This is a genomic window from Hoeflea ulvae (genome assembly GCF_026619435.1).
In the GTDB taxonomy this organism is placed as follows: Bacteria; Pseudomonadota; Alphaproteobacteria; order Rhizobiales; family Rhizobiaceae; genus Hoeflea; species Hoeflea ulvae.
The window spans coordinates 2,182,203-2,200,384 of sequence record NZ_JAOVZQ010000001.1 but is presented as its reverse complement, the minus strand read 5'-3'; the positions used below and the strand labels follow the sequence as shown (position 1 = coordinate 2,200,384).

At 63.5% G+C, this 18,182-nt stretch carries 21 protein-coding genes and 1 pseudogene; 6 read left to right on the top strand and 16 right to left on the bottom strand.

Features of this window, described 5'->3' with window-relative positions; all coding sequences use genetic code 11:
- Positions 1-24: 24 nt before the first annotated feature.
- Positions 25-666: a TetR/AcrR family transcriptional regulator gene (locus tag OEG82_RS10355; RefSeq protein ID WP_267612376.1), complete on the bottom strand. Its 642-nt coding sequence runs from the start codon at positions 664-666 to the stop codon at positions 25-27.
- Positions 667-754: 88 nt separating this feature from the next.
- Here OEG82_RS10355 and OEG82_RS10350 point away from each other — a divergent pair, with 88 nt between their 5' ends.
- The 3 genes from OEG82_RS10350 to OEG82_RS10340 all read left to right on the top strand — a co-directional run bounded on the left by OEG82_RS10350 (position 755) and on the right by OEG82_RS10340 (position 3,042).
- Positions 755-1,147: a hypothetical protein gene (locus OEG82_RS10350; RefSeq protein WP_267612375.1), complete on the top strand. Its 393-nt coding sequence runs from the start codon at positions 755-757 to the stop codon at positions 1,145-1,147.
- On the top strand, positions 1,147-1,671 hold the full coding sequence (locus tag OEG82_RS10345; protein WP_267612374.1) for an anthrone oxygenase family protein: 525 nt from the start codon (positions 1,147-1,149) through the stop codon (positions 1,669-1,671). Before OEG82_RS10350 ends, OEG82_RS10345 begins: the two co-directional genes overlap by 1 nt.
- Positions 1,672-1,767: 96 nt before the next feature.
- Complete coding sequence (locus OEG82_RS10340) at positions 1,768-3,042, top strand: NAD(P)/FAD-dependent oxidoreductase (protein WP_267612373.1); 1,275 nt, start codon at positions 1,768-1,770, stop codon at positions 3,040-3,042.
- A gap of 15 nt (positions 3,043-3,057) precedes the next feature.
- On the opposite strand, the gene OEG82_RS10335 is transcribed toward OEG82_RS10340, so the two are convergent.
- Positions 3,058-3,219 (bottom strand): hypothetical protein, encoded by a 162-nt coding sequence (locus tag OEG82_RS10335; RefSeq protein ID WP_267612372.1) that lies wholly within the window; start codon positions 3,217-3,219, stop codon positions 3,058-3,060.
- A 223-nt stretch (positions 3,220-3,442) separates the two neighbouring features.
- Here OEG82_RS10335 and OEG82_RS10330 point away from each other — a divergent pair, with 223 nt between their 5' ends.
- Positions 3,443-4,636 carry a hypothetical protein gene (locus OEG82_RS10330; protein WP_267612371.1) on the top strand — a complete coding sequence of 398 codons (1,194 nt, stop codon included), beginning with the start codon at positions 3,443-3,445 and terminating at the stop codon, positions 4,634-4,636.
- A 41-nt stretch (positions 4,637-4,677) separates the two neighbouring features.
- On the opposite strand, the gene OEG82_RS10325 is transcribed toward OEG82_RS10330, so the two are convergent.
- From OEG82_RS10325 to OEG82_RS10310, 4 genes are all read right to left on the bottom strand, one after another.
- On the bottom strand, positions 4,678-5,001 hold the full coding sequence (locus OEG82_RS10325) for a sunset domain-containing protein (protein WP_425497578.1): 324 nt from the start codon (positions 4,999-5,001) through the stop codon (positions 4,678-4,680).
- 73 nt (positions 5,002-5,074) lie between these two features.
- On the bottom strand, positions 5,075-5,416 hold the full coding sequence (locus OEG82_RS10320; protein WP_267612369.1) for a DUF1491 family protein: 342 nt from the start codon (positions 5,414-5,416) through the stop codon (positions 5,075-5,077).
- Positions 5,413-6,327 (bottom strand): peptidoglycan-binding domain-containing protein, encoded by a 915-nt coding sequence (locus tag OEG82_RS10315; protein ID WP_267612368.1) that lies wholly within the window; start codon positions 6,325-6,327, stop codon positions 5,413-5,415. The genes OEG82_RS10320 and OEG82_RS10315 overlap by 4 nt, the downstream gene beginning before the upstream one ends.
- On the bottom strand, positions 6,302-8,155 hold the full coding sequence (locus tag OEG82_RS10310) for a sensor histidine kinase (protein WP_267612367.1): 1,854 nt from the start codon (positions 8,153-8,155) through the stop codon (positions 6,302-6,304). Before OEG82_RS10310 ends, OEG82_RS10315 begins: the two co-directional genes overlap by 26 nt.
- A 453-nt stretch (positions 8,156-8,608) precedes the next feature.
- Between OEG82_RS10310 and OEG82_RS10305 the strand changes: the two genes are divergently transcribed.
- Together OEG82_RS10305 and OEG82_RS10300 are read left to right on the top strand one after the other, a co-directional pair.
- Complete coding sequence (locus OEG82_RS10305) at positions 8,609-8,932, top strand: DUF5330 domain-containing protein (protein WP_267612366.1); 324 nt, start codon at positions 8,609-8,611, stop codon at positions 8,930-8,932.
- 297 nt (positions 8,933-9,229) lie between these two features.
- Positions 9,230-9,658 carry a SufE family protein gene (locus OEG82_RS10300; RefSeq protein ID WP_267612365.1) on the top strand — a complete coding sequence of 143 codons (429 nt, stop codon included), beginning with the start codon at positions 9,230-9,232 and terminating at the stop codon, positions 9,656-9,658.
- Here the strand turns inward: OEG82_RS10300 and OEG82_RS10295 are convergent.
- The 10 genes and pseudogenes from OEG82_RS10295 to OEG82_RS10250 form a co-directional block, all read right to left on the bottom strand.
- Positions 9,621-10,439, bottom strand: a complete 819-nt coding sequence (locus OEG82_RS10295; RefSeq protein ID WP_267612364.1) for a DUF6456 domain-containing protein — start codon at positions 10,437-10,439, stop codon at positions 9,621-9,623. The genes OEG82_RS10300 and OEG82_RS10295 overlap by 38 nt on opposite strands.
- Entirely contained in the window at positions 10,426-10,992 is a 567-nt protein-coding gene (locus tag OEG82_RS10290) for a helix-turn-helix domain-containing protein (RefSeq protein WP_267612363.1), read from the bottom strand. The genes OEG82_RS10295 and OEG82_RS10290 overlap by 14 nt, the downstream gene beginning before the upstream one ends.
- Before the next feature lie 358 nt (positions 10,993-11,350).
- Positions 11,351-11,773 carry a Ros/MucR family transcriptional regulator gene (locus OEG82_RS10285; protein WP_267612362.1) on the bottom strand — a complete coding sequence of 141 codons (423 nt, stop codon included), beginning with the start codon at positions 11,771-11,773 and terminating at the stop codon, positions 11,351-11,353.
- Positions 11,774-12,031: 258 nt separating this feature from the next.
- Positions 12,032-12,370 (bottom strand): monovalent cation/H(+) antiporter subunit G, encoded by a 339-nt coding sequence (gene mnhG / locus OEG82_RS10280; protein WP_267612361.1) that lies wholly within the window; start codon positions 12,368-12,370, stop codon positions 12,032-12,034.
- Positions 12,363-12,789: pseudogene (locus OEG82_RS10275) on the bottom strand (cation:proton antiporter). Before OEG82_RS10275 ends, mnhG begins: the two are co-directional and overlap by 8 nt.
- Positions 12,786-13,259 (bottom strand): Na+/H+ antiporter subunit E, encoded by a 474-nt coding sequence (locus tag OEG82_RS10270; protein ID WP_267612360.1) that lies wholly within the window; start codon positions 13,257-13,259, stop codon positions 12,786-12,788. Before OEG82_RS10270 ends, OEG82_RS10275 begins: the two are co-directional and overlap by 4 nt.
- Entirely contained in the window at positions 13,256-14,821 is a 1,566-nt protein-coding gene (locus OEG82_RS10265; RefSeq protein ID WP_267612359.1) for a Na+/H+ antiporter subunit D, read from the bottom strand. The genes OEG82_RS10270 and OEG82_RS10265 overlap by 4 nt, the downstream gene beginning before the upstream one ends.
- A 13-nt stretch (positions 14,822-14,834) precedes the next feature.
- The gene (locus OEG82_RS10260; RefSeq protein ID WP_267612358.1) at positions 14,835-15,212 is read right to left on the bottom strand and encodes a Na+/H+ antiporter subunit C; all 378 of its coding nucleotides are present in this window, start codon (positions 15,210-15,212) and stop codon (positions 14,835-14,837) included.
- A complete protein-coding gene (locus OEG82_RS10255) occupies positions 15,212-15,631 on the bottom strand; it encodes a Na(+)/H(+) antiporter subunit B (protein ID WP_267612357.1) in 420 nt (139 codons plus the stop codon). Before OEG82_RS10255 ends, OEG82_RS10260 begins: the two co-directional genes overlap by 1 nt.
- Before the next feature lie 2 nt (positions 15,632-15,633).
- Positions 15,634-18,000, bottom strand: coding sequence for a putative monovalent cation/H+ antiporter subunit A (locus OEG82_RS10250; protein ID WP_267612356.1), 2,367 nt, complete (start codon positions 17,998-18,000; stop codon positions 15,634-15,636).
- Positions 18,001-18,182 lie beyond the last annotated feature (182 nt).

Here is an 18,182-nt window from a genome sequence, read left to right as displayed (position 1 = left end):
GTTGGATAGCTTGCCTGCCGGCTATCAACCCTTGTCGTCTTTTTCATGGCAGGTTGGCGTCGGCTGTGTCGATGCGGGATTGAGTCGCAGCAAGCGGTCCAGAGCCAGGTCGGCGCGGCGCGAGATGGCGTCCTCGTCCGGGGGCGCGCCGCCGATGGCGCGGCGGATCTGCAGGTCTCCAACCAGCAGGTCGAGATAGAGCCCGACCGCCTCCTCCACCGTGCCGAAATCCAGATCGCCGTCCTGTTTCGCCCGGCGCAGCACCTCGCCGATCAGCGGCGCCACGGTCTCGCGTCCGCGCCCCGATATGACCTTGCCCAATTCACCGGTCGGGTCGGCGGCGGCTGCCCGGTTGAGCTGGACGGCGCGCGGTCCGGTCAGCAGCGCCAGCAGGCGCGGTCCGAGCACGCGCAGGATCTCGAGCCCCGGCCGGCCGCTTTGCAGGCCCTGCTGCAGCAGGTCCTGCACCTCCGCGGCATTGCGCACCACCAAAGCGGCAAACAGCCCGTTCTTGTCGCCATACCAGTTGTACAGGGTTTCGTTGGACGCCTTTGCCTGCCTGGCAATCGCCAGCATCGAGGCGCCGGCATAGCCTTTTGTCTCCAGCACGGCATAGGCCGCCTGCTCGATCTGCTGCTGCCGGGCCATTCTGGTGTCGTCGCGCATTGCCGGTTTCTCCGTGTTGACGGAAAGCGTAATTGAGTTTACGGATATAAGCAACCGTACACACAATTACGCTTATGGAGACCTACATATGCAAGACCAGAACCGCACGTCCATTTCCGCGCTTTCAGCCCTGATCATCCTGCAACTCGTCATGCTGAGTGCGCTTTACGCCGGGGTGCCGCCGCATCCGCCGCAAGCCACGCCGCTGTTCGGCATTGCGCCGTTCCTCGGAGCATCGCTGTCGGCAGCCGCGGCGGCGATCCTGCTTGGCGGCTGCAGCAGCCGGGCGGGCTGCCTCTTCAGCCTGCTGGCCGCCCTGATGGCGCTGATCTCCTTCGGCCCGCAGAAATATGCTGACGCCCAGTTCGGGCTGATCTGGCCTGCGGTGATCGGCGGCCAGCTTGCCTGCCTGGCGCTTTTCGGCGCAGCGGTGAGCCATTTTCGCGGCCCTGCCAACTCCGGCTCCGGGGGCCCGGCCTGATGATTGCCACCCGCGTGCTGCCGCTGGCGTCGCTAACGTTGTCGGCCGCCATCTTCGGGTTCTTCTATGCCTGGGTCTGCTCGACCATGTGGGGGCTCGATGCCGCCGATCCTGAACTGGCCATCGCGGCCATGCAGGCAATGAACGCCTCGGTGCGCAATGCGGTGTTCTTCCCGGCATTCTTCCTCACGCCGGTGGTGCTCGCGCTCACCATGCTGGCGCTGCTGCATGCCGGCCGCCCCCGGGCCGCGTGGTGGTTCGGGCTTGCCGCCGCGGTCTATTGCCTTGGCGGGCTGGGCATCACGATCGCGGTCAATGTTCCGATGAACGAGGCCCTGGCACGGGTCGAACTGCCGCTGGAGCGCGAGGCGGCGGCACGGATCTGGCGTGACTATTCTGCCCCCTGGCAGGGCTGGAACCAGCTTCGCGCGATCGCCGGCGGCCTCACCGTTGTGCTCACAGGCATCGGCCTGCTCGGGATCGGACCGGCCGCGCCGCCACGGCAAAACCCGCGCAGCACTTGATTTCAATCAAGGAGGACGTTTTGGGAGTGCGCTATACATTGTGAATAACATATGTATTGCCGGTCGCCCTTTGTCCGGCCACCAGAGGATAAGCGCATGAAAAAGGCTGACATTGTCGTTCTTGGAGCCGGTCTCGGTGGAATATCGATGGTCTTTGACCTCAAGGCCGAGCTTGGCAAGGATCACCGCATCGTTCTGGTCAACAAGACCGGAAGCTTTCAGTTCACCCCGTCCAATCCATGGGTCGGGGTCGGCTGGCGCCAGAAGGATGACATCACCATCGAGCTTGCGCCGCTGATGGCAAAACACGGCATCGATTTTGTCCAGGCTTCAGCCAGCAGGCTTGTGCCCGCAGACAACCGCATCGAGATGGAGGACGGCAGCACGGTCAGCTATGACTACCTTATCATCGCCACCGGCCCGGAACTGGCCTTTGACGAAATCGAGGGGTTGGGCCCGGAAGCTTACACCCAGTCGGTCTGCACCGTCGATCACGCGGTCCAGGCCAATGCCGCGTTTGAAGCCTTCTGCGCCGATCCCGGCCCGATTGTCGTTGGTGCGGCGCAAGGCGCGTCGTGTTACGGCCCGGCCTATGAATATGCCATGATCATGGAAAAGGAGCTGCGCAACCGCAAGATCCGCGACAAGGTGCCGATGACCTTTGTCACCGCAGAGCCCTATATCGGCCATCTCGGGCTTGGCGGCGTCGGCGACACCAAGGGCATGCTCGAGCACGAATTGCGCCAGCGCAGCGTCCGCTGGATCACCAATGCCAAGGTGGACAAGGTCGAAGCCGGAAAGATGACTGTGTCCGAGCTCAATGAGGATGGCTCGGAAAAGACCAGGCATGAACTCGATTTCAAATATTCGATGATGCTGCCGGCCTTCCGCGGCATTGGCGCGGTGCGCGACATTGAAGGCCTTGTCAATCCGCGCGGTTTCATCATTGTCGACAAGCACCAGCGCAATCCGAAATATCCCAACATCTTCGGCATCGGCGTGGCGATCGCCATAGCGCCGATGGAAAAGACCCCCGTCCCCACCGGCGTGCCGAAGACCGGCTACATGATCGAAAGCATGGTTCTGGCCACGGCAAAGAACATCAAGGCTTTGCTCGAGGGGCGCGAGCCGGTGGATGAAGCCACCTGGAACGCCTTCTGCCTGGCCGATTTCGGCGACCGCGGCGTGGCCTTCCTGGCGCAACCGCAAAACCCGCCGCGCAATGTCAATTGGGCCAGCGAGGGCATGTGGGTGCATCTGGCCAAGGTGGCCTTCGAGAAGTATTTCCTGCGCAAGGTCCGCAAGGGCGTGACCGAAACCTATTACGAAAGCGCCATCATGAAGATGCTGGCAATGCACAAGCTGAAATAGCAGCCAGCGCTGTAGTCAGCCGTTCTTGCTGCGCTGGCGTTTTCTGCCGGTGGGCTTGAGCGGTGCGGGATCGTCGAACATCGGGGCCGGCAGGCCGGAGGCGTAACGGGTTGCGCCAGAATGCAGCGGTTCGCGGCGCACGCCGGTGAACATCAGCACATCTGCAGTTCCCGGCAAGGTTTTTTCTCCGGGAAGCGGCGACCTTGCTGGCCGGCATCTTGACTGATCAAAGCTCAATATTGTCGTCATATCTGGTCTCCAACGTGGTGGAACAGGAAATACGCTCGACATTCATCTCCTTGCTTGATAAGCATCAAGCCACCACTTGGTTAACAGCTTGCTAACGTTTTTGGTATAACTTGTCACAAGTGAGTTGTTGCGTTTCAGTAAGGTGTGTCCCGTGTCCGACAGTTTCCGCGATCTCGAACGGCCCGATGCGGCCCACCGTAAGGCTGCGGTGCTGATGGCATCGATCAGCGCACTCGAATGCCTCGACCATCCGACACGCCAGGACATGGCGCGGTTTTCCCGGCTGTTCATGCCGCTCTACGCCGCGGCCAGCCCGGAAACCCGCCGCACCGTCTCGGCCACCCTGTCGCGCCTGTCGCGGGTGCCCGATGATGTGGTCGACATGCTGATCAACGAACCGATCGCCATTGCAGCCCCCTTCATCGCCCATTATCCGCGGCTCAAGGAAAGCGCCCTGGCCCGCTGCGTGGCGCGCAATGGAGCGCCGCATGCGCGCGCTGCCGCGCGACGGCCGGACCTGTCGCCACAGGCGATTGCGGCACTGCGCGGGCTCAATGATCCCTCCGTCGAGGGTCTGCTGATCCTGCGCGGCCTGATCCCGGATCCGGCGCTGGAGGCCCGCGAGGCCCCGGCCCAACCGGCCCCGGTCAAGCAGGCGCCGAAAACGGCCGATGCGCTGCCGGTGATCACCGCGCCGCCGCTCGATCCGAGCGAGAAGCTCCGCGCCGTCCTGCGCAATCTGGCGCAGCGCAGCCCTGCAACCCCCTCGCCGCTCAACCGCCCGACCAGCCGGCGCAAGCCCGACAGCGCTGCCACGCCCTTGCCGCAGATTGCGCCCGATGCAGCCGACGCCGAAAACCCGGGCAGGACCGCGGTGTCGGCCGAAACAAGAAGCCGCTTTGCCAAGGTGCAACTGGCCAAGCTTGCGCGCTACGCAACCTCCGACCAGGCCTCCTGGTTCGCCACCGCCCTTGCCGACGCCATGGGCTCGAGCTTTGCGCTGGCGGAACGGATCATGATGGATCTGTCGGGCCGCCAGCTCGCCACCGCGCTGATCGGTCTCGGCGCGCCGGAAACCACGATCAAATCGGCGCTGGAAAGCTTCTTTCCGCATATGGCGCAGCCGTCAAAGCGGCATACGCTCGCCACCGACCTGATCGAGGAACTCGACAGCGAAAGCTGTGCGGCAAGACTGGCCGCCTGGCAACGCGCCGACGACTACACCAACGGCGCCTCGCAGCATGTGCCGGTGCTGGCCGATGGCAAGCCGGTTCGCCAGGCCGCCACGCCGCGGCCCCTGCCCGAAACCGCCCGCCGGACCACACCAGCCCGCAAGACCGGCTGACAGCGGGCAACCGGATCAGGCAAATCTGCATCTGACAAAATTCAGAGCCTGGCTTTCCGCCAGCCGGCCGCGCGGGCCTGCGCTTCGCTGCAGAACCAGCGCTCGCCATGCTGCGGCGAGATTTTCGTGGCGTTGTAATAGTCCTGACCGGGCATGTGGTAGATCCGCTCACCGGTGGTGATGCTGATATTGCCCTTGATCAGGCAGGCGCCATTCTCGGCAACCGGGGTCTGCGACTGGGCAAAGCGCGGTGCGACGAAGCTGAGCGCTGCCGGTGCGGCAAAGGCAAGACCCGAGACGACAAACACCGACATGGCAATTCTGTTCATGACAACCCCCAACGCAGCGTTGCGAGGCCTGATCATGCAGGCAAAAGACTAATGTCTGCTGAGAACAGAAGCTAAATTTTTAACGGCGCGCCCGGCGCAGCCGCGGCGATCAGCTGTCGCCGAAATCGAGGTATGTTTCGGGGCTGTCGGTTTCGATTTCCACCACCCAGATGTCGGAATCAAACCGGGCCTCGCGGGCAATTGCTTCGGAGATTTCAAGTTCCGGCACCCGGCTCTTGCGCAGTTCGAACAATCGGCCGTCGGGGTGGTCGGTGTCGAAGGCGGTTTGCGGCGCGGGGGCGGCAAGGCTTTCGGAACCGTCGCGATGGCGGATGCGGACAAAGATCGCGCCCGCCTCCTCCGCACCGTGTTTTTCAACCGCCGCCATGCCGCCATCGGCAAAGACGCGGCGGGTCAGGGCGGAGACGAAAATGCCGGCCTTGAGCCTCACAATGCGCCGATTTCGAGCAGTTTCTTCAGCACCGTCTCGTTGGGCTGGCCGGTAACCGGAAGCCGGTAGTGCTTTTCAAAGGCGCTGATCGCCGCGCGGGTCTGCGCCCCGGCCACGCCGTCCACCGAGATGTCGGCATAGGCGATGTTGGACAGGCCGGACTGGATCTGCTGGACCAGTTCGCTTGGACCTTCGACGGCCGCGGGAACCGTGACCGGCCCGCTTGTACGGCTATCGGCACTCACCGCCGGCGTCGGCCGTGGCACCGGTGCGGGTACCGGACCGGTGTCGGCGCTGGCAAGGGTGACGGGACTGGCCGGGGCCACGGGCGAGCCCATGACGGCCAGAAGCTCTGCCGTGGCATCGCCGGTTTCGGAATAGCCATTGTGCTTTTCCCACTGACGGATCGCCGCTGCGGATTTCGGCCCCATCAGGCCGTCGATCTCGCCGGAATAGAGCCCCTGGGCGGCAAGGATGGCCTGGATCTGGCTCAGCACCGGATCGGCTGCGGACTGGACCACGACCGGCTGCGGCGCCGGAGCGATTGCCGGGGCTACCACCGGAACCGGGATCGAGGCGGTCGGGGTGTCGTCGCTGCGTTCGATCCTGAAGGTGGTGACGGTGCGCGCCGGAACCTCCTTGGCGAACGGCACGGCGGCGACCGGCCGGGCGCTCGCCACCGGCACCGCGGCGGTTGCCACTTCCCGGGTCTTGAGAATTGGCGCCGGGTGGTCGCCGGGCTGGTGCCACAGCGCATTGGCGGCGACGAAGCCGAAAATCACCGCGAAGGCGACGCTGCCGCCGGCAAGCGAGGGATGGGCCGACACAAGCTGGCCAAGCGCTGCAAGAACGCCGTGGCCGGAGCTGGTGTCATCCGCAAACGGGTCAGGCGCTGCGCGCTGTCTCGACATGGTCTTCATTCCTGTATTGTGCATTTCTGATTGCGGGTCGTGGCAGGACCGGCGGGAAGGCCACCGCGACAGCGGTCGTCTCCACCGGCGTGCGGTTGGCGCCCGATCCATCTGCAGGCAGATCGATGGTCACCACGGTGCCCTCGCCTTCGGTGCTGGCAATGGCGAATGTGCCACCATGCAGGGCAACGAGGCCCTTGACCAGCGACAGGCCGAGCCCGGTGCCCTCATAATGCCGGCCAAGCCCGTCCTGCGCCTGCACGAAGGGTTCGCCGATGCGGGCCAGCTTGTCCGCCGGGATGCCGATGCCGGTGTCGCTGACAACCAGCGTCAGCCGCTCGTCATTGACCGCGACATCGACATTGATGACGCCGCCGGCTTCGGTGAACTTGATCGAATTGCCGACCAGGTTGATGAGGATCTGCTGCATGGCGCCCTTGTCGGCAATGACTTCGCCGGCGCCGCGGGCCAGGCGGCGGGTGAGCGTGACGCCGCGATTGGTCGCCTGCAGACGCAGCATGGCGTCACAGCTGTCGACCACCTCTCCGATCTGGAACGGCTCGACAAAGACCTCGTAGCGGCCCGAATCGATCTTCGACATGTCGAGCATGGTGTTGACCAGGCTGAGCAGGTGTTCGCCCGACTGGTGGATCAGCGCCACATATTCGCGCTGGCGCTCATCATTGAAGGTACCGAAATATTCCCGCGCGAGAATGTCGGAGAAGCCGAGAATGGCATTGAGCGGTGTGCGCAATTCGTGACTGACGGCGGCGAGAAAGCAGGTCTTGGCGGCGTTGGCGGTTTCGGCCACTTCGACGATCTCGTCGGCATGCAGCCGGTCGGCGATCTCGGCTGAGATGTCGCGGGTCTGGGCAATGAAGCCTAAAAAATTGCCGTCGGCATCCTGCTCCGCCTGCAGCGAAACGGCGACATGAACGAACTGGGACTCCTGCCCGACGCAATCGAAGCGCAGTTCGACCTGCTGGCGCCGTTCGCCGCGGCGCAGGCAATCGATGGCGTCGAGAAAGCCGATCCGGTCGGCGACATGGATGTGGTTGACATAGCCCTTGCCGGAAAAGCCGCCGATGCGGATGATGAAATCCGTCTGGTCGGCACCGGCGACATGGGTGACGTCGCCGCGGCTGTTGTGCCGCGTCACCAGGCCGGGAAACATGTCGAGAATGGCCAGATCCTGAACCAGCACCGTCTCCACGCTTGCGACGGGCGCGGGTTTTGCAGCGGCAGGCCGCGCCAGCGCAAAGGCCAGTCCGCGGACCAAGGCATAAAGACCCAGCGACAGGCCGGTGGCCAGAAAGCCCGAAGCCGGAGCAGCCCCGGCAAGACCGGTCTGGCCGGCGACAGCAACCAAAGCCAGCGCCAGGCAGGCGGCAGCGGCGCCCAGAGCCAGACCCGATGGCCTGCTCGAATATATCGCGGCTTCCAGCGGCAGCAGCGCCAGTAATGGCAGGAAGGGAGAGGCCAGGCCGCCGGTCAGCACGGCGAGTGTGGCAAGGGCTGCGGCAGCGGCGGCAAGCGAAATGCGGCCGGTGATCCGCAGTGACGAGGTTGACGACAAAACGCCGGCTGCGGCGATCGGCATGGCAGCAGCCACCAGCGCGCCGGCAATCGCCTGCGGCCAGGAAAACGCCGTCAACAGGACCGGTACGGCAAGCATCGGGGCCAGGATCGCGCTCGACAGGCATGCCGTCATGGCACCGACACGACGGTCCTCAGCATCAGCCTCAAGCGCAGCCGGGCCCAACCAGGATTGGGCCGTCTGGCGGCCCGCAAGCCGCATTTTGTCGATGAGATCATCCAATTTTGTCACTGCCGATTCCGTACACGCCGCAGGTTTTTTTGTTGGCCCGACTCTGCCAGTGCCAACTTAAGGAAAGAATAAGCCACGCGGCGCAGGTGGCCGGAAACAGGGTGTTTTTTGCCGCTCCCGCGGGCGAACTACCGGCTTTGGCCGATATGGTTAATCACCGCTTTCCAAAACCTGAACGGAACGTGAAGCTTTTGACCACACCCGCTGATCAATGCCGGGCAAGGCCGGCATGACGCGGGCCTGCGTCATGGCCGCAACGCCGTCCCTGCCGGCGGTTTAGACCGGATCAACGGCGCCAGCTCGGGCATTTGCCTAAAATTTTCGACAAATTTGGCTCAAACTCTCTGTCCGGTTTCAAATCAACTTTGAAGAAACTGCGTCATGGTCTGGTCAAGTTCGGGACAACCCGGACATCTCCGTCCAAAGATGGCGGACAACAGGAAGGGCTCCTCCATGTGGTTTTTGATAAAGGGAAGTTTCTGGTTTTCACTCGTGCTGATCGCGCTACCGTTCCTCGACACAGAATCGGGCAATGCGCTTGACGAGGCGCCGCCGCTGGAAGTCGGCCAGTCGATGGCCGCAGCCGCCGAAGCCTTTGCCGACATCAAGCAGATCTGCGTGCGCAAGCCCGACATCTGCGAAACCGGCAGCGAGACCTTCGCCGCTCTCGGCCTGCGCGCCAAGGAAGGCGCGCGCATCGCCTACCGGTTTCTCGACACCAAATTTTCCGACGGCGAGCCTGATCTGGTGACCGGCTCCCTGCCCGAGACGAACTGACTTCGCCGGCCCCGCGCCGCTTCACCGGTGTTTGCACCGAAGCGCGGGCATTTCCCGGGTCATGATGCCTGACACTGCCATCTCTTGCGCGTTGACGCGCCGCCGCCGGGACCATGCCCTTCCTCCCGGCGGTGTTTTTTTGTGATTTGAGGCCTGGGCGCCATCCCGCCGACCGCGCCGCGCCTGCCCCTTTCCCGCATTGCCGCGTGCTTTGGCAGACCGGTTGCGCTTTTGCGCCGCGGCGGGGTGTATTGGCGGGCGTTTTTGCCTATATGTCTGGCAAGACAGGAACACGCCATGGCTTCGCTGCAGACCATCATTGACGATTTTGAGTATCTCGACGACTGGGAAGACCGCTACCGCTATCTCATCGAGATCGGCAAGGCGTTGCCGGACATGCCCGAATCCGAACACACCGACGCCAACAAGGTGAAGGGCTGCGCCAGCCAGGTCTGGCTGGTGGCGGAAACCGGACCGGGCGAACCCGGCGATCCGGTGATGATCTATCGCGGCGATTCCGATGCGCATATCGTGCGCGGGCTGGTCGCCATCGTGCTGGCGGCGACCTCGGGCGAGAAAGCCTCCGTGGTGGAGCAGCTCGACGAGGGCGAATTGCTGACCCGGCTGGGTCTGGGCGAGCACCTGTCGCCGCAGCGCGCCAACGGCCTGCGCTCGATGGTGATGCGCATCAAGGCCCACGCCGCGGCGGCACGGGCGGCGGCGTAGAACCGCCAACGGTCATGCGGTAATGCCGGGCAAGGGCGGCCAGCCCGGTGCGCAGCATCAGCTTGGCAGAGCGTGCCGGCCATTGCCGTTCGCGCTCGACCTGGGCCAGTCCCTTGAGAAAACAGCACACATCGAGAAGCACGCCGGACAGTTCCGGCCCGACTTCTGAGAGCGCCCGTTCGACCCGCACGCGCGCCGCCATGGCCGTGTCGGTGATGTCGGCGCCGCCGCCCGAGGCACCGGATTGCCGCTTGATGTGCACCGGCTCCCAACTCTGGCCGAGTGCGGCCTGCATCTGACCGCGGGTGAAATCCAGCCGCAGCCGCTCCCCGGCCTCGACATGGGCGGGATCGAGAAACGGGCGCCCGTCCCCGGCCTTGATCCGTGCCAGTGCGGCAAGCGGCGATTCCAGGATGTTGACGGTCAGCCGGCCCAGATCCGGGTCGGACCGCGATTGCAGGGTCCGGTGCTGGTCCTGGAAGGCGCTGCCGGGGTCGCAGAGCCAGCGCCTGAGCGCCGCCCTGCCCTCAGGCGATGGCGCATAGACATGGCAGGCGGACGGCAGCTCCCCTGCCTTGTCGGCCACCAGCAGGCCGCGCTCCAGCGCCAGCTTCAGCAGCCGCGCCTCGACCTTGCGCCGGGCGCCATCCTCGCGCTCAAGCTCCAGCCGGGCGGTTGCTGACAGTATGCTGAGGCCGGGGCCGGTGGCCGGGCCGCGGACGAGAAAGCCGACAAGTCCCGCCAGCGCCTTGCGCGACGCATACGCTTCAGAACGCGTCATGATCGGCTCCAATCGGCGCAAAGACCGCGTCGACACAGCGCTCGCACATCTCGACAAAGCGGTCATAGCCGGCATCGTCGCGGCGGTCCTCGGTCACCGAACAGGCATGCATCACCGTGGTGCGGTCGCGGCCAAAGGCCAGCGCGATGCTGCCAAAGGGCACCGACAGCACCACATGGGAGAGATACATGGCGATCTGCCGCCGGTGGCACTGCGGCCGGCGCCGGGTGGCGATTGCCGGCAGCTCCGCCGCGCAGGCAGCGGAAAACAGTTCGGTGACCAGCCGTCCGACGATGCGGCAGCTCAGCACATCCACCGGATCGATCCGCCGTGCCGCAGCCTGCCGCCGCCGCCCGCTCCGCGTGACGGGGCTGCGGTCGGACCGGACCGTGAGACCGTCGGGCCGGCGCGCGGCCATGGCGGCGATCGCCGAGAGGCTGTGGCCGACGCGGTTGCCGTCGCACAGCAGGCATGCCGGCGGGAGAGCGAGCATCCTGCCGCGTGGCGCTACAGCACCCGCGCATCGGGAGGGGATCGAGGGGGTTTCTGTCATGATGAAAATCTCCTGTTATAGGAATATTTTCTTACATGATATGCAGATATTGCGGACGTGCAGCCACCCACCGGCTACAGCCTCGCGTTGTTTTTATAGCGGAATTGGGCTCGAGGAGACAGTTTTCAAGGAATTTTTTCCTCACATTTTGCCGGTGAATCGCCTGCGCTGCCGCCAATGACGGGCACCAGGGCGGCGTGACCTCCGGCCACGACCGAATTCCGGGCACAAAAAAACCGTGGCACACGGCCACGGTTTTGACGTCACATCGACCATCAAGATGGTCAGCGGGGCGGGTCGATCACGGGTTCAGGGTTGACGTCCAAACCACAATCGACCGGACCCAGCCGGTCCCGGATCAGGCAGCGCGCTTGCGCTTCTGGCCCAGGCCCATTTCCTTGGCGAGGCGCGACCGTGCTTCGGCATAGGCCGGAGCAACCATCGGGTAGTCGGCAGGAAGTTCCCACTTTTCGCGATACTGCTCAGGTGTCAGACCGTAGTGGGTCATCAGGTGACGCTTGAGCGACTTGAACTTCTGGCCGTCTTCCAGGCAGATCAGGTAGTCGTTCTGGATCGAACGACGGACCGAAACAGCCGGCTTCTGCTTTTCGACAACTTCTTCCACCGGCAGCGTGGCGCCACCAAGTGCAGCATGCACCTGGGTGATCACGCCTGGCAGATCATTTACGGCAACGGAATTGTTGCTGACATAGGCCGCAACGATTTCTGCTGTCAGCTCAATGAGCAGATCAGCACCATTGTCTTTGTTTGCTTCATTCATATTCGGGTCCTAACTTTTGGCAAACTTGCTGTCCTAATCGCGGAATAGAGCTACTGCACACCGTGCAAATTCCGCGCAACAAGCTGAAGTATCCTTCATACATGAAATTAAAATCAGGACAAGTACTAATTCTTAGGTTGCGAACGATCGCCGCAATAGAAAACCTAAAATGAGGTTCAAATGTAGCACTAGGTCGCGCGCAATGGGAATTTCTGTAGTTTCAGGTTGTATTTTGGAGATTTGCTACTCGACTGGACACTATTCTTGACTGGCGCTACTCATTTCATCTCTGACCGATGACGAGTGCAATCGATAGCCTACAGAATAGGCGGCCTTTGCCAAAAGATGCGACGAGACCGGCGCCGTCAGCAGAAAAAACACAACTCCGGCCAGTGCCCGGGACATGGTTCCGACATCGGAAGTGTGAATCGCCAGCGCAATCAGCATCAGGCAAGACCCCATGGTGCCAGCCTTCGACGCCGCGTGCATGCGCGTGTACAGATCCGGAAGCCGCAACAAACCGATCGAGGCAACCAGCGCAAAGGCCGAGCCGACAACCAGCAACGTCGCAGAAATCAATGTCGCAATATCATTCATTGGCCGGTGCTTCTTCGCTCTTGTTTGTGGCTTTTGCTTGTCCAGCGGGCCTTTTTACCCGAGTTCCCTGCAAAAGGGTCGGCTGGCGGCGCCCGGCGGCCGCGGCTTCGCGCGCTTCGGTGAGGATGTCGTCCTCGGTCTTGCCGCGCGACAGCACGAATCGGGCAAAGGCGACGGTGGCGAGGAAGCCGACCAGCCCCAGTGGCAATGGCGACATCGACATAGAGCGTGTAGCCGGTCTTGATGCCGAGCACCGCGATGAAGCCGATGGCGATGGCCACCAGCATGTCGAGACCGAGAATCCGGTCGGGCAAGGTCGGGCCCCTGACAATGCGGTAGATGGTGACGAGGAAGGACAGGCACAGGATCGCCAGCGACAGGGTTACCGCGTAGTCGAAAACGGCTTCGATGCTGATCATCGGAACGCCTCCATGATCTTGCGCTCGAAACCTTCGGCAATGTCGCGCCGCGTGGCGTCGGGGTCGGATGCGTCAAGCGCGTGGACGTAGAGGGTGCGGCGGTCTTCCGACACATCGACCGACAGGGTGCCCGGCGTCAGCGTGATCAAATTGGCGAGAATGGTGATCTCGAAATCACGGTCGACCCGCAGCGGATAGGCGAAGATGCCGGGCTTGAGATCCATGCGCGGCGACAGCACCATCACCGCCACCTTCCACGATGACAGCACCAGTTCGTAAAGGAACAGCACCAGCAGCGAAATCACCCGCCGGGCGCGGGAGAAATAGCCGGTGGAGCCGACCTGTTCGCGAATCAGCGAAAGGGCGAAGATCGCCAGAACGAAGCCGAACACGAAATTCATGAATGTGAACGAGCCGGTGACGGCCGACCAGGCCAGTGCCAGCAATACATTGACCAGGAACAGGCTCATTGCGACGCCTCCGCGGGAAACACCGACAGCACATAGGCAGACGGATCAAGCAGGCCGCGGGCCGCCTCCTGGGCCAGCGCCATCACCGGCTCCGGCCAGACGCCGAAGGCGGTGGTGATGACGACCAGACCGAACAGCGCAGCGGTTGCGCCGACCGGCAGCGGGCTGACGGCAGCCGCGGTCCCGGTATCCGGCGCGGGGCGCCAATAGGCCAGCACCCAGATGCGGCCGACGGTGATGGTGGTCAGGAACCCGGTGACCAGGATCGAGCCGGCCAGCCACCAGGCGCCGACATCGAGCGAGGCCTTGACCAGCATGATCTTGGGCCAGAGGCCGGAGAATGGCGGCAGGCCCGCGACCGAGAAGAACAGCATCAGCGTCAGGCCGGCCATGGCCGCGTTCTGCGCATAGACGCCACCGGCCGAGCTGAGCTCGAAGCCGCCGCCCAGGCGCGCGCCGAGTCCGGCAGCAAAATACAGCGCGGTCATCACCACCATGGAATGGGCGGCGTAGAGAATCGCACCGGAAAGGCCTGCCGGACTGCCCAGCGCCAGGCCGGACAGCATCACGCCGATGCCGGAAATCACCAGGAAGCCGAGGGCGCGGCGGATGTCGTTTTGCGCCAGTGCACCCAGCACGCCGAGAATCATGGTCAGCGCCGCAACGATGGCGATGAGAAAGGACAGCTCCTGGCGCTCGAAGGGAAACAGCATGCCCAGAATGCGCAGCAGCGCATAGACACCGACCTTGGTGAGCAGGCCGGCAAACAGGCCCGACACCACCAGGCGCGGCGTGTGGTAGGAGGCCGGCAGCCAGAAATTGACCGGGAATGCCGCCGCCTTCATGGCGAAGGCGAGCAGATACAGCGTCACCAGCGTCATCAGCGGCGCGGTGCCGCGCAGTTCGGACGCCTTGATGGCGATGTCGGCCATGTTGAGCGTGCCGAACAGGCCGTAGAGATAGCCGGTGGCGACCAGGAACAGCGTCGTGGCGATCAAGTTGAGAAAGGCATATTTGACCGCGCCGTCAAGCTGCTTGCGCTCCGAGCCGAGAACCAGCAGCCCGAAGGACGAGATCAGCAGCACCTCGAACCAGACATAGAGATTGAAGATGTCACCGGTGAGAAAGGCGCCGAGGATGCCGGCCATGATCAGCATCAGGAACGGGTAGAAGCCGTAGCGGCGGCCCGATTCGTCGACATCGCTGCGGCCATAAATGCCGGCGGCGAGCGCGACCAGCGACGAGGTGGCGGCAAAGAAGGCGCCGAGCAGATCGACGGTGAAGGAGATGCCGAAGGGCGGCAGCCAGCGGCCCATGGTCATGGTCACCGTGCCGCCCTCGACGACATGGGCGAGCAGTCCCAGCGTCATCAGGGCGAGCACACCCAGCGCCGGAATGGCGATCAATGGCTGCACATCGGTGCGCTTGCGCAGCATCAGCAGAACCGAGCCGACCAGAATGCACCAGACCACCGGCGCGACGATCAGCCAGTCGGCGAGCGCCAGCGGACCGGGCGCATAGACGTCGGAGAAGTCCTCGAGGACCTTGCTTGTTCCAGCCATCGCCGGTCTCTCCTCAGTAGCCGGCCGGCGGCGACTGCTCGCCCACCGGTTCGGCTACACGCATCTCGTCGGAACTGTCGGTTTCAAGTTCCTGGAAGGCGCGGTAACCCAGCACCAGCAAAAACGCGAAGAATGAAAATGAAATCACGATCGCCGTCAGGATCAGCGCCTGCGGCAGGGGATTGGCGGCGGCATCGCTGAGCGCATCGGCACTGGCGGGGATGATCGGCGGCACTTCGCGCGTCACCCGCCCGGCGGTGAAGATCAGCAGATTGACGGCGTTGCCCAGGATCGCCGCGCCCATCAGGATGCGGATGATGTGCTTGGACAGGAACAGATAGATGGCAACGGTAAACAGCGCGCCGACCAGAATGGCTAACAGGGATTCCATCAGTCGCGATCCCTTTCTTCCAGCGCCAGGGCAATGGAACTGATCGCGCCGACGACGACGAGATAGACCCCGACATCAAAGACCAGCACCGTCGACAGGGCCAGTTCCACCCCGAAGAAATCCGGGTAGATCCAGATGCCCGACATGTAGGGCACGCCGGCAAAGATCGACAGCACGCCGGCCATCGCCGCCATGAACAGGCCGAAGGCGGCAATCGCCATCGGGTGGAAATAGATCGCCCGGCGCACCGGCGCCACACCGCAGGCGATACCGTAGATCGCCAGTGCGGAGGCCGCGATCAGGCCGCCGATGAAGCCGCCGCCGGGTTCGTTGTGACCGCGCAGCAGCACGAAGACCGAAAACAGCATCATCAGGCTGGTGAGATAGGGCGCAATCGAGCGGAAAATGACTGTGCGCATGATTACTGCCCTCCGCCGTTGCGGTCGGGATCATTGTCGGCAACCGGCACACGCGGCGTGCGGATGCGGATCAGCGACAGGATGGCGAGACCGGTGACCATGACGACTGCGATCTCGCCCAGCGTATCCGTGCCGCGGAAATCCACGATGATGACATTGACGACATTGGCGCCGTGGGCGACGACCTTCGAATAGGCCGAGAAGAAGTCGCTCAGCTCGGTGTTGAACGGCTGCTGGGTGACGGACAGCAGATAGAGCATGAAGCCGCCGCCGCAGGCCAGCGCCACGGTCATGTCGATGGCCTTTTCGCCGGTGGGGCGATGGTCGGCCGAGGTCAGCCGCAACCTTGTCATGATCAGCGCGAGGATGACGACGGCCAGGGTTTCGACCATGAACTGGGTGAATGACAGGTCGGGTGCGCCAAACAGCATGAAGATCAGCGCCACGGCAAAGCCCTGGATGCCGAGCGACACGATCGCGGTGAGCCGGTCACGGGCATAGATCACCGCGAGCAGCCCGATCAGCACGATGGCGAAGACCACCAGCTCATGAAACTGCACATCGGTGGGCCAGACCGGCATCGAAGGCCATTCGCCATACCAGGCCATCGGCACGATCAGGGCCGCGGCAATCATCAGGAAGGTGACGATCATGTAGATCTCCAGCCGTCCGGGCTGGACCACGCGGGTGATTTTGACCGACAGGCGAACCAGGCCGAAAATGAACTGGTCGAAGCCGCGGTCCGGGCCCCAGCCGATGGCCGCAAGCAGCGAGACCATGCCCGCGCGCAGGCGGTCAAGCATGCGGTAGGCGATGACGCCGAAGACTATGGTGACCAGCGACAGCAGCAGCGGCGCGCCGAAATGCGGGACCAGCGAGATGGTGACCAGCTCGGATTTGCCGGCCACGGCACTTGCCATCGGCGCGGAAATGAAACGGTGGGTCAGCGGCGACAGCAGCGCCGCGGCCAGGGCCGCGATACCGAGCGTCAACGGCCCCAGCCACAGCAGCACCGGACCCTCATGGGCCGCTTTCGGGGTTTTGACCACGGGCCCGAAGAACGGCTTGATGGCGACGGCAAAGCCGATCACGAACATCAGCCCATTGCCGACAATGGCGACGGCGACAAAGGCCAGCGACCAGGGATTGGTGGCCCAGAGCGCGTAGTAGATTTCCTCCTTGGCGAGGAAGCCGACGAAGGGCGGCAGGCCGGCCATCGAGATGGCTGCGGCCATGGCGGCGATGAAGGTGATCGGCATCGCCTTGCGCAGGCCGCCCAGCCGGGTCACGTCACGGGTGCCGGCCTCATGGTCGATCAGGCCGGCGACCATGAACAGCGCGCCCTTGAACAGCGAATGCGCCACCAGATAGAGCACGGCGGCGGCAATGGCGTGCTCGCTGCCAAAACCGGTCAGCAGCACCAGCAGGCCGAGCGAGGACACGGTGGTATAGGCCAGCATCAGCTTTAGATCGGTCTGGCGGATGGCGAGCAGCGTGCCGACGATCAGCGTGGTGCCACCAAACAGCGGCAGGATGGTTTCCCACCAGACAGTGTCGCCCAGCACCGGATTGAGCCGCATCAGCAGATAGACGCCGGCCTTGACCATGGTGGCGGAGTGCAGATAGGCCGAGACCGGGGTCGGCGCTTCCATGGCGTTGGGCAACCAGAAATGCAGCGGGAACTGGGCCGACTTGGAAAACGCGCCGCCCAGCACCAGAAACAGCGCCAGCAGGTAGAACGGGCTGTTGCGCAATTCGTCGCCGTAACTCAGCAGCAGCGAAATCTGGCTGACGCCGGTGATGTTCCAGATCACCAGCAGGCCCGCCAGCAGCGCCAGTCCGCCGCCGCCGGTGACCACCAGCGCCTGGATGGCGGCGCGGCGCGAGGCCTCGCGGGTGTGGTCGAATCCGATGAGCAGGAAGGAGGTGATCGAAGTCAGCTCCCAATAGACAAACAGCATCAGGAAGCTGTCGGAAATCACCACGCCGAGCATGGCGCCCATGAACATCAGCATGAAGGAGAAGAAGCGGCCAAGCTGGACATGGCCTTTGAGATAGCCGCCGGAATAGAGCATGATCATCGCGCCGATACCGGAAATCAGCAACGCGAAGGTCAGCGACAGACCATCGATCAGCCAGGAGAAGCTGATATTGAAGGAGGGCACCCATTTGTAGCCGCCGGTGACGATCCCGCCGTCAGCAACAGCGCCGGCAAAACCGAGGAAATGCAAGAAAATCGCCAGCGGCGCCAGCGCCAGGATCCAGGCCGCATTGTGGCCGAGACGACGCGTCAGCCACGGCGCGACCAACGCCGCCAGAAACGGCAGCATCAACACAATAAAAGTCGTTCCAGGCGCAACTGCGCTCATAAAATTTCCCCGGGCATGGCCTGCCGCATCCGCTTTATACGGTTTTGTACCCGTCACTTAATGGTCACAAACGCCTAGGACAAGACAGCACTTTGATATTCAGTGGAAAAGCACTTCCTTTTTCACTCAAACGCTGCCGGCATCAAAGACTTGCCGATACTGGCCGCGGCCGAGCCTGCACC

Excerpts from the sequence above, each read along its gene's own strand:
- OEG82_RS10260 (WP_267612358.1), bottom strand. The coding sequence starts at position 15,212 with ATGGAATCCCTGTTAGCCATTCTGGTCGGCGCGCTGTTTACCGTTGCC.
- OEG82_RS10295 (WP_267612364.1), bottom strand. The coding sequence starts at position 10,439 with ATGACGCGTTCTGAAGCGTATGCGTCGCGCAAGGCGCTGGCGGGACTT.
- OEG82_RS10305 (WP_267612366.1), top strand. The coding sequence starts at position 8,609 with ATGTGGTTTTTGATAAAGGGAAGTTTCTGGTTTTCACTCGTGCTGATC.
- OEG82_RS10250 (WP_267612356.1), bottom strand. The coding sequence starts at position 18,000 with ATGAGCGCAGTTGCGCCTGGAACGACTTTTATTGTGTTGATGCTGCCG.
- OEG82_RS10300 (WP_267612365.1), top strand. The coding sequence starts at position 9,230 with ATGGCTTCGCTGCAGACCATCATTGACGATTTTGAGTATCTCGACGAC.
- OEG82_RS10255 (WP_267612357.1), bottom strand. The coding sequence starts at position 15,631 with ATGCGCACAGTCATTTTCCGCTCGATTGCGCCCTATCTCACCAGCCTG.
- OEG82_RS10325 (WP_425497578.1), bottom strand. The coding sequence starts at position 5,001 with ATGATCAGGCCTCGCAACGCTGCGTTGGGGGTTGTCATGAACAGAATT.
- OEG82_RS10345 (WP_267612374.1), top strand. The coding sequence starts at position 1,147 with ATGATTGCCACCCGCGTGCTGCCGCTGGCGTCGCTAACGTTGTCGGCC.
- OEG82_RS10340 (WP_267612373.1), top strand. The coding sequence starts at position 1,768 with ATGAAAAAGGCTGACATTGTCGTTCTTGGAGCCGGTCTCGGTGGAATA.
- OEG82_RS10265 (WP_267612359.1), bottom strand. The coding sequence starts at position 14,821 with ATGGCTGGAACAAGCAAGGTCCTCGAGGACTTCTCCGACGTCTATGCG.
- OEG82_RS10285 (WP_267612362.1), bottom strand. The coding sequence starts at position 11,773 with ATGAATGAAGCAAACAAAGACAATGGTGCTGATCTGCTCATTGAGCTG.
- OEG82_RS10270 (WP_267612360.1), bottom strand. The coding sequence starts at position 13,259 with ATGAGCCTGTTCCTGGTCAATGTATTGCTGGCACTGGCCTGGTCGGCC.
- OEG82_RS10290 (WP_267612363.1), bottom strand. The coding sequence starts at position 10,992 with ATGACAGAAACCCCCTCGATCCCCTCCCGATGCGCGGGTGCTGTAGCG.
- OEG82_RS10315 (WP_267612368.1), bottom strand. The coding sequence starts at position 6,327 with ATGTCGAGACAGCGCGCAGCGCCTGACCCGTTTGCGGATGACACCAGC.
- mnhG (WP_267612361.1), bottom strand. The coding sequence starts at position 12,370 with ATGAATGATATTGCGACATTGATTTCTGCGACGTTGCTGGTTGTCGGC.
- OEG82_RS10350 (WP_267612375.1), top strand. The coding sequence starts at position 755 with ATGCAAGACCAGAACCGCACGTCCATTTCCGCGCTTTCAGCCCTGATC.
- OEG82_RS10355 (WP_267612376.1), bottom strand. The coding sequence starts at position 666 with ATGCGCGACGACACCAGAATGGCCCGGCAGCAGCAGATCGAGCAGGCG.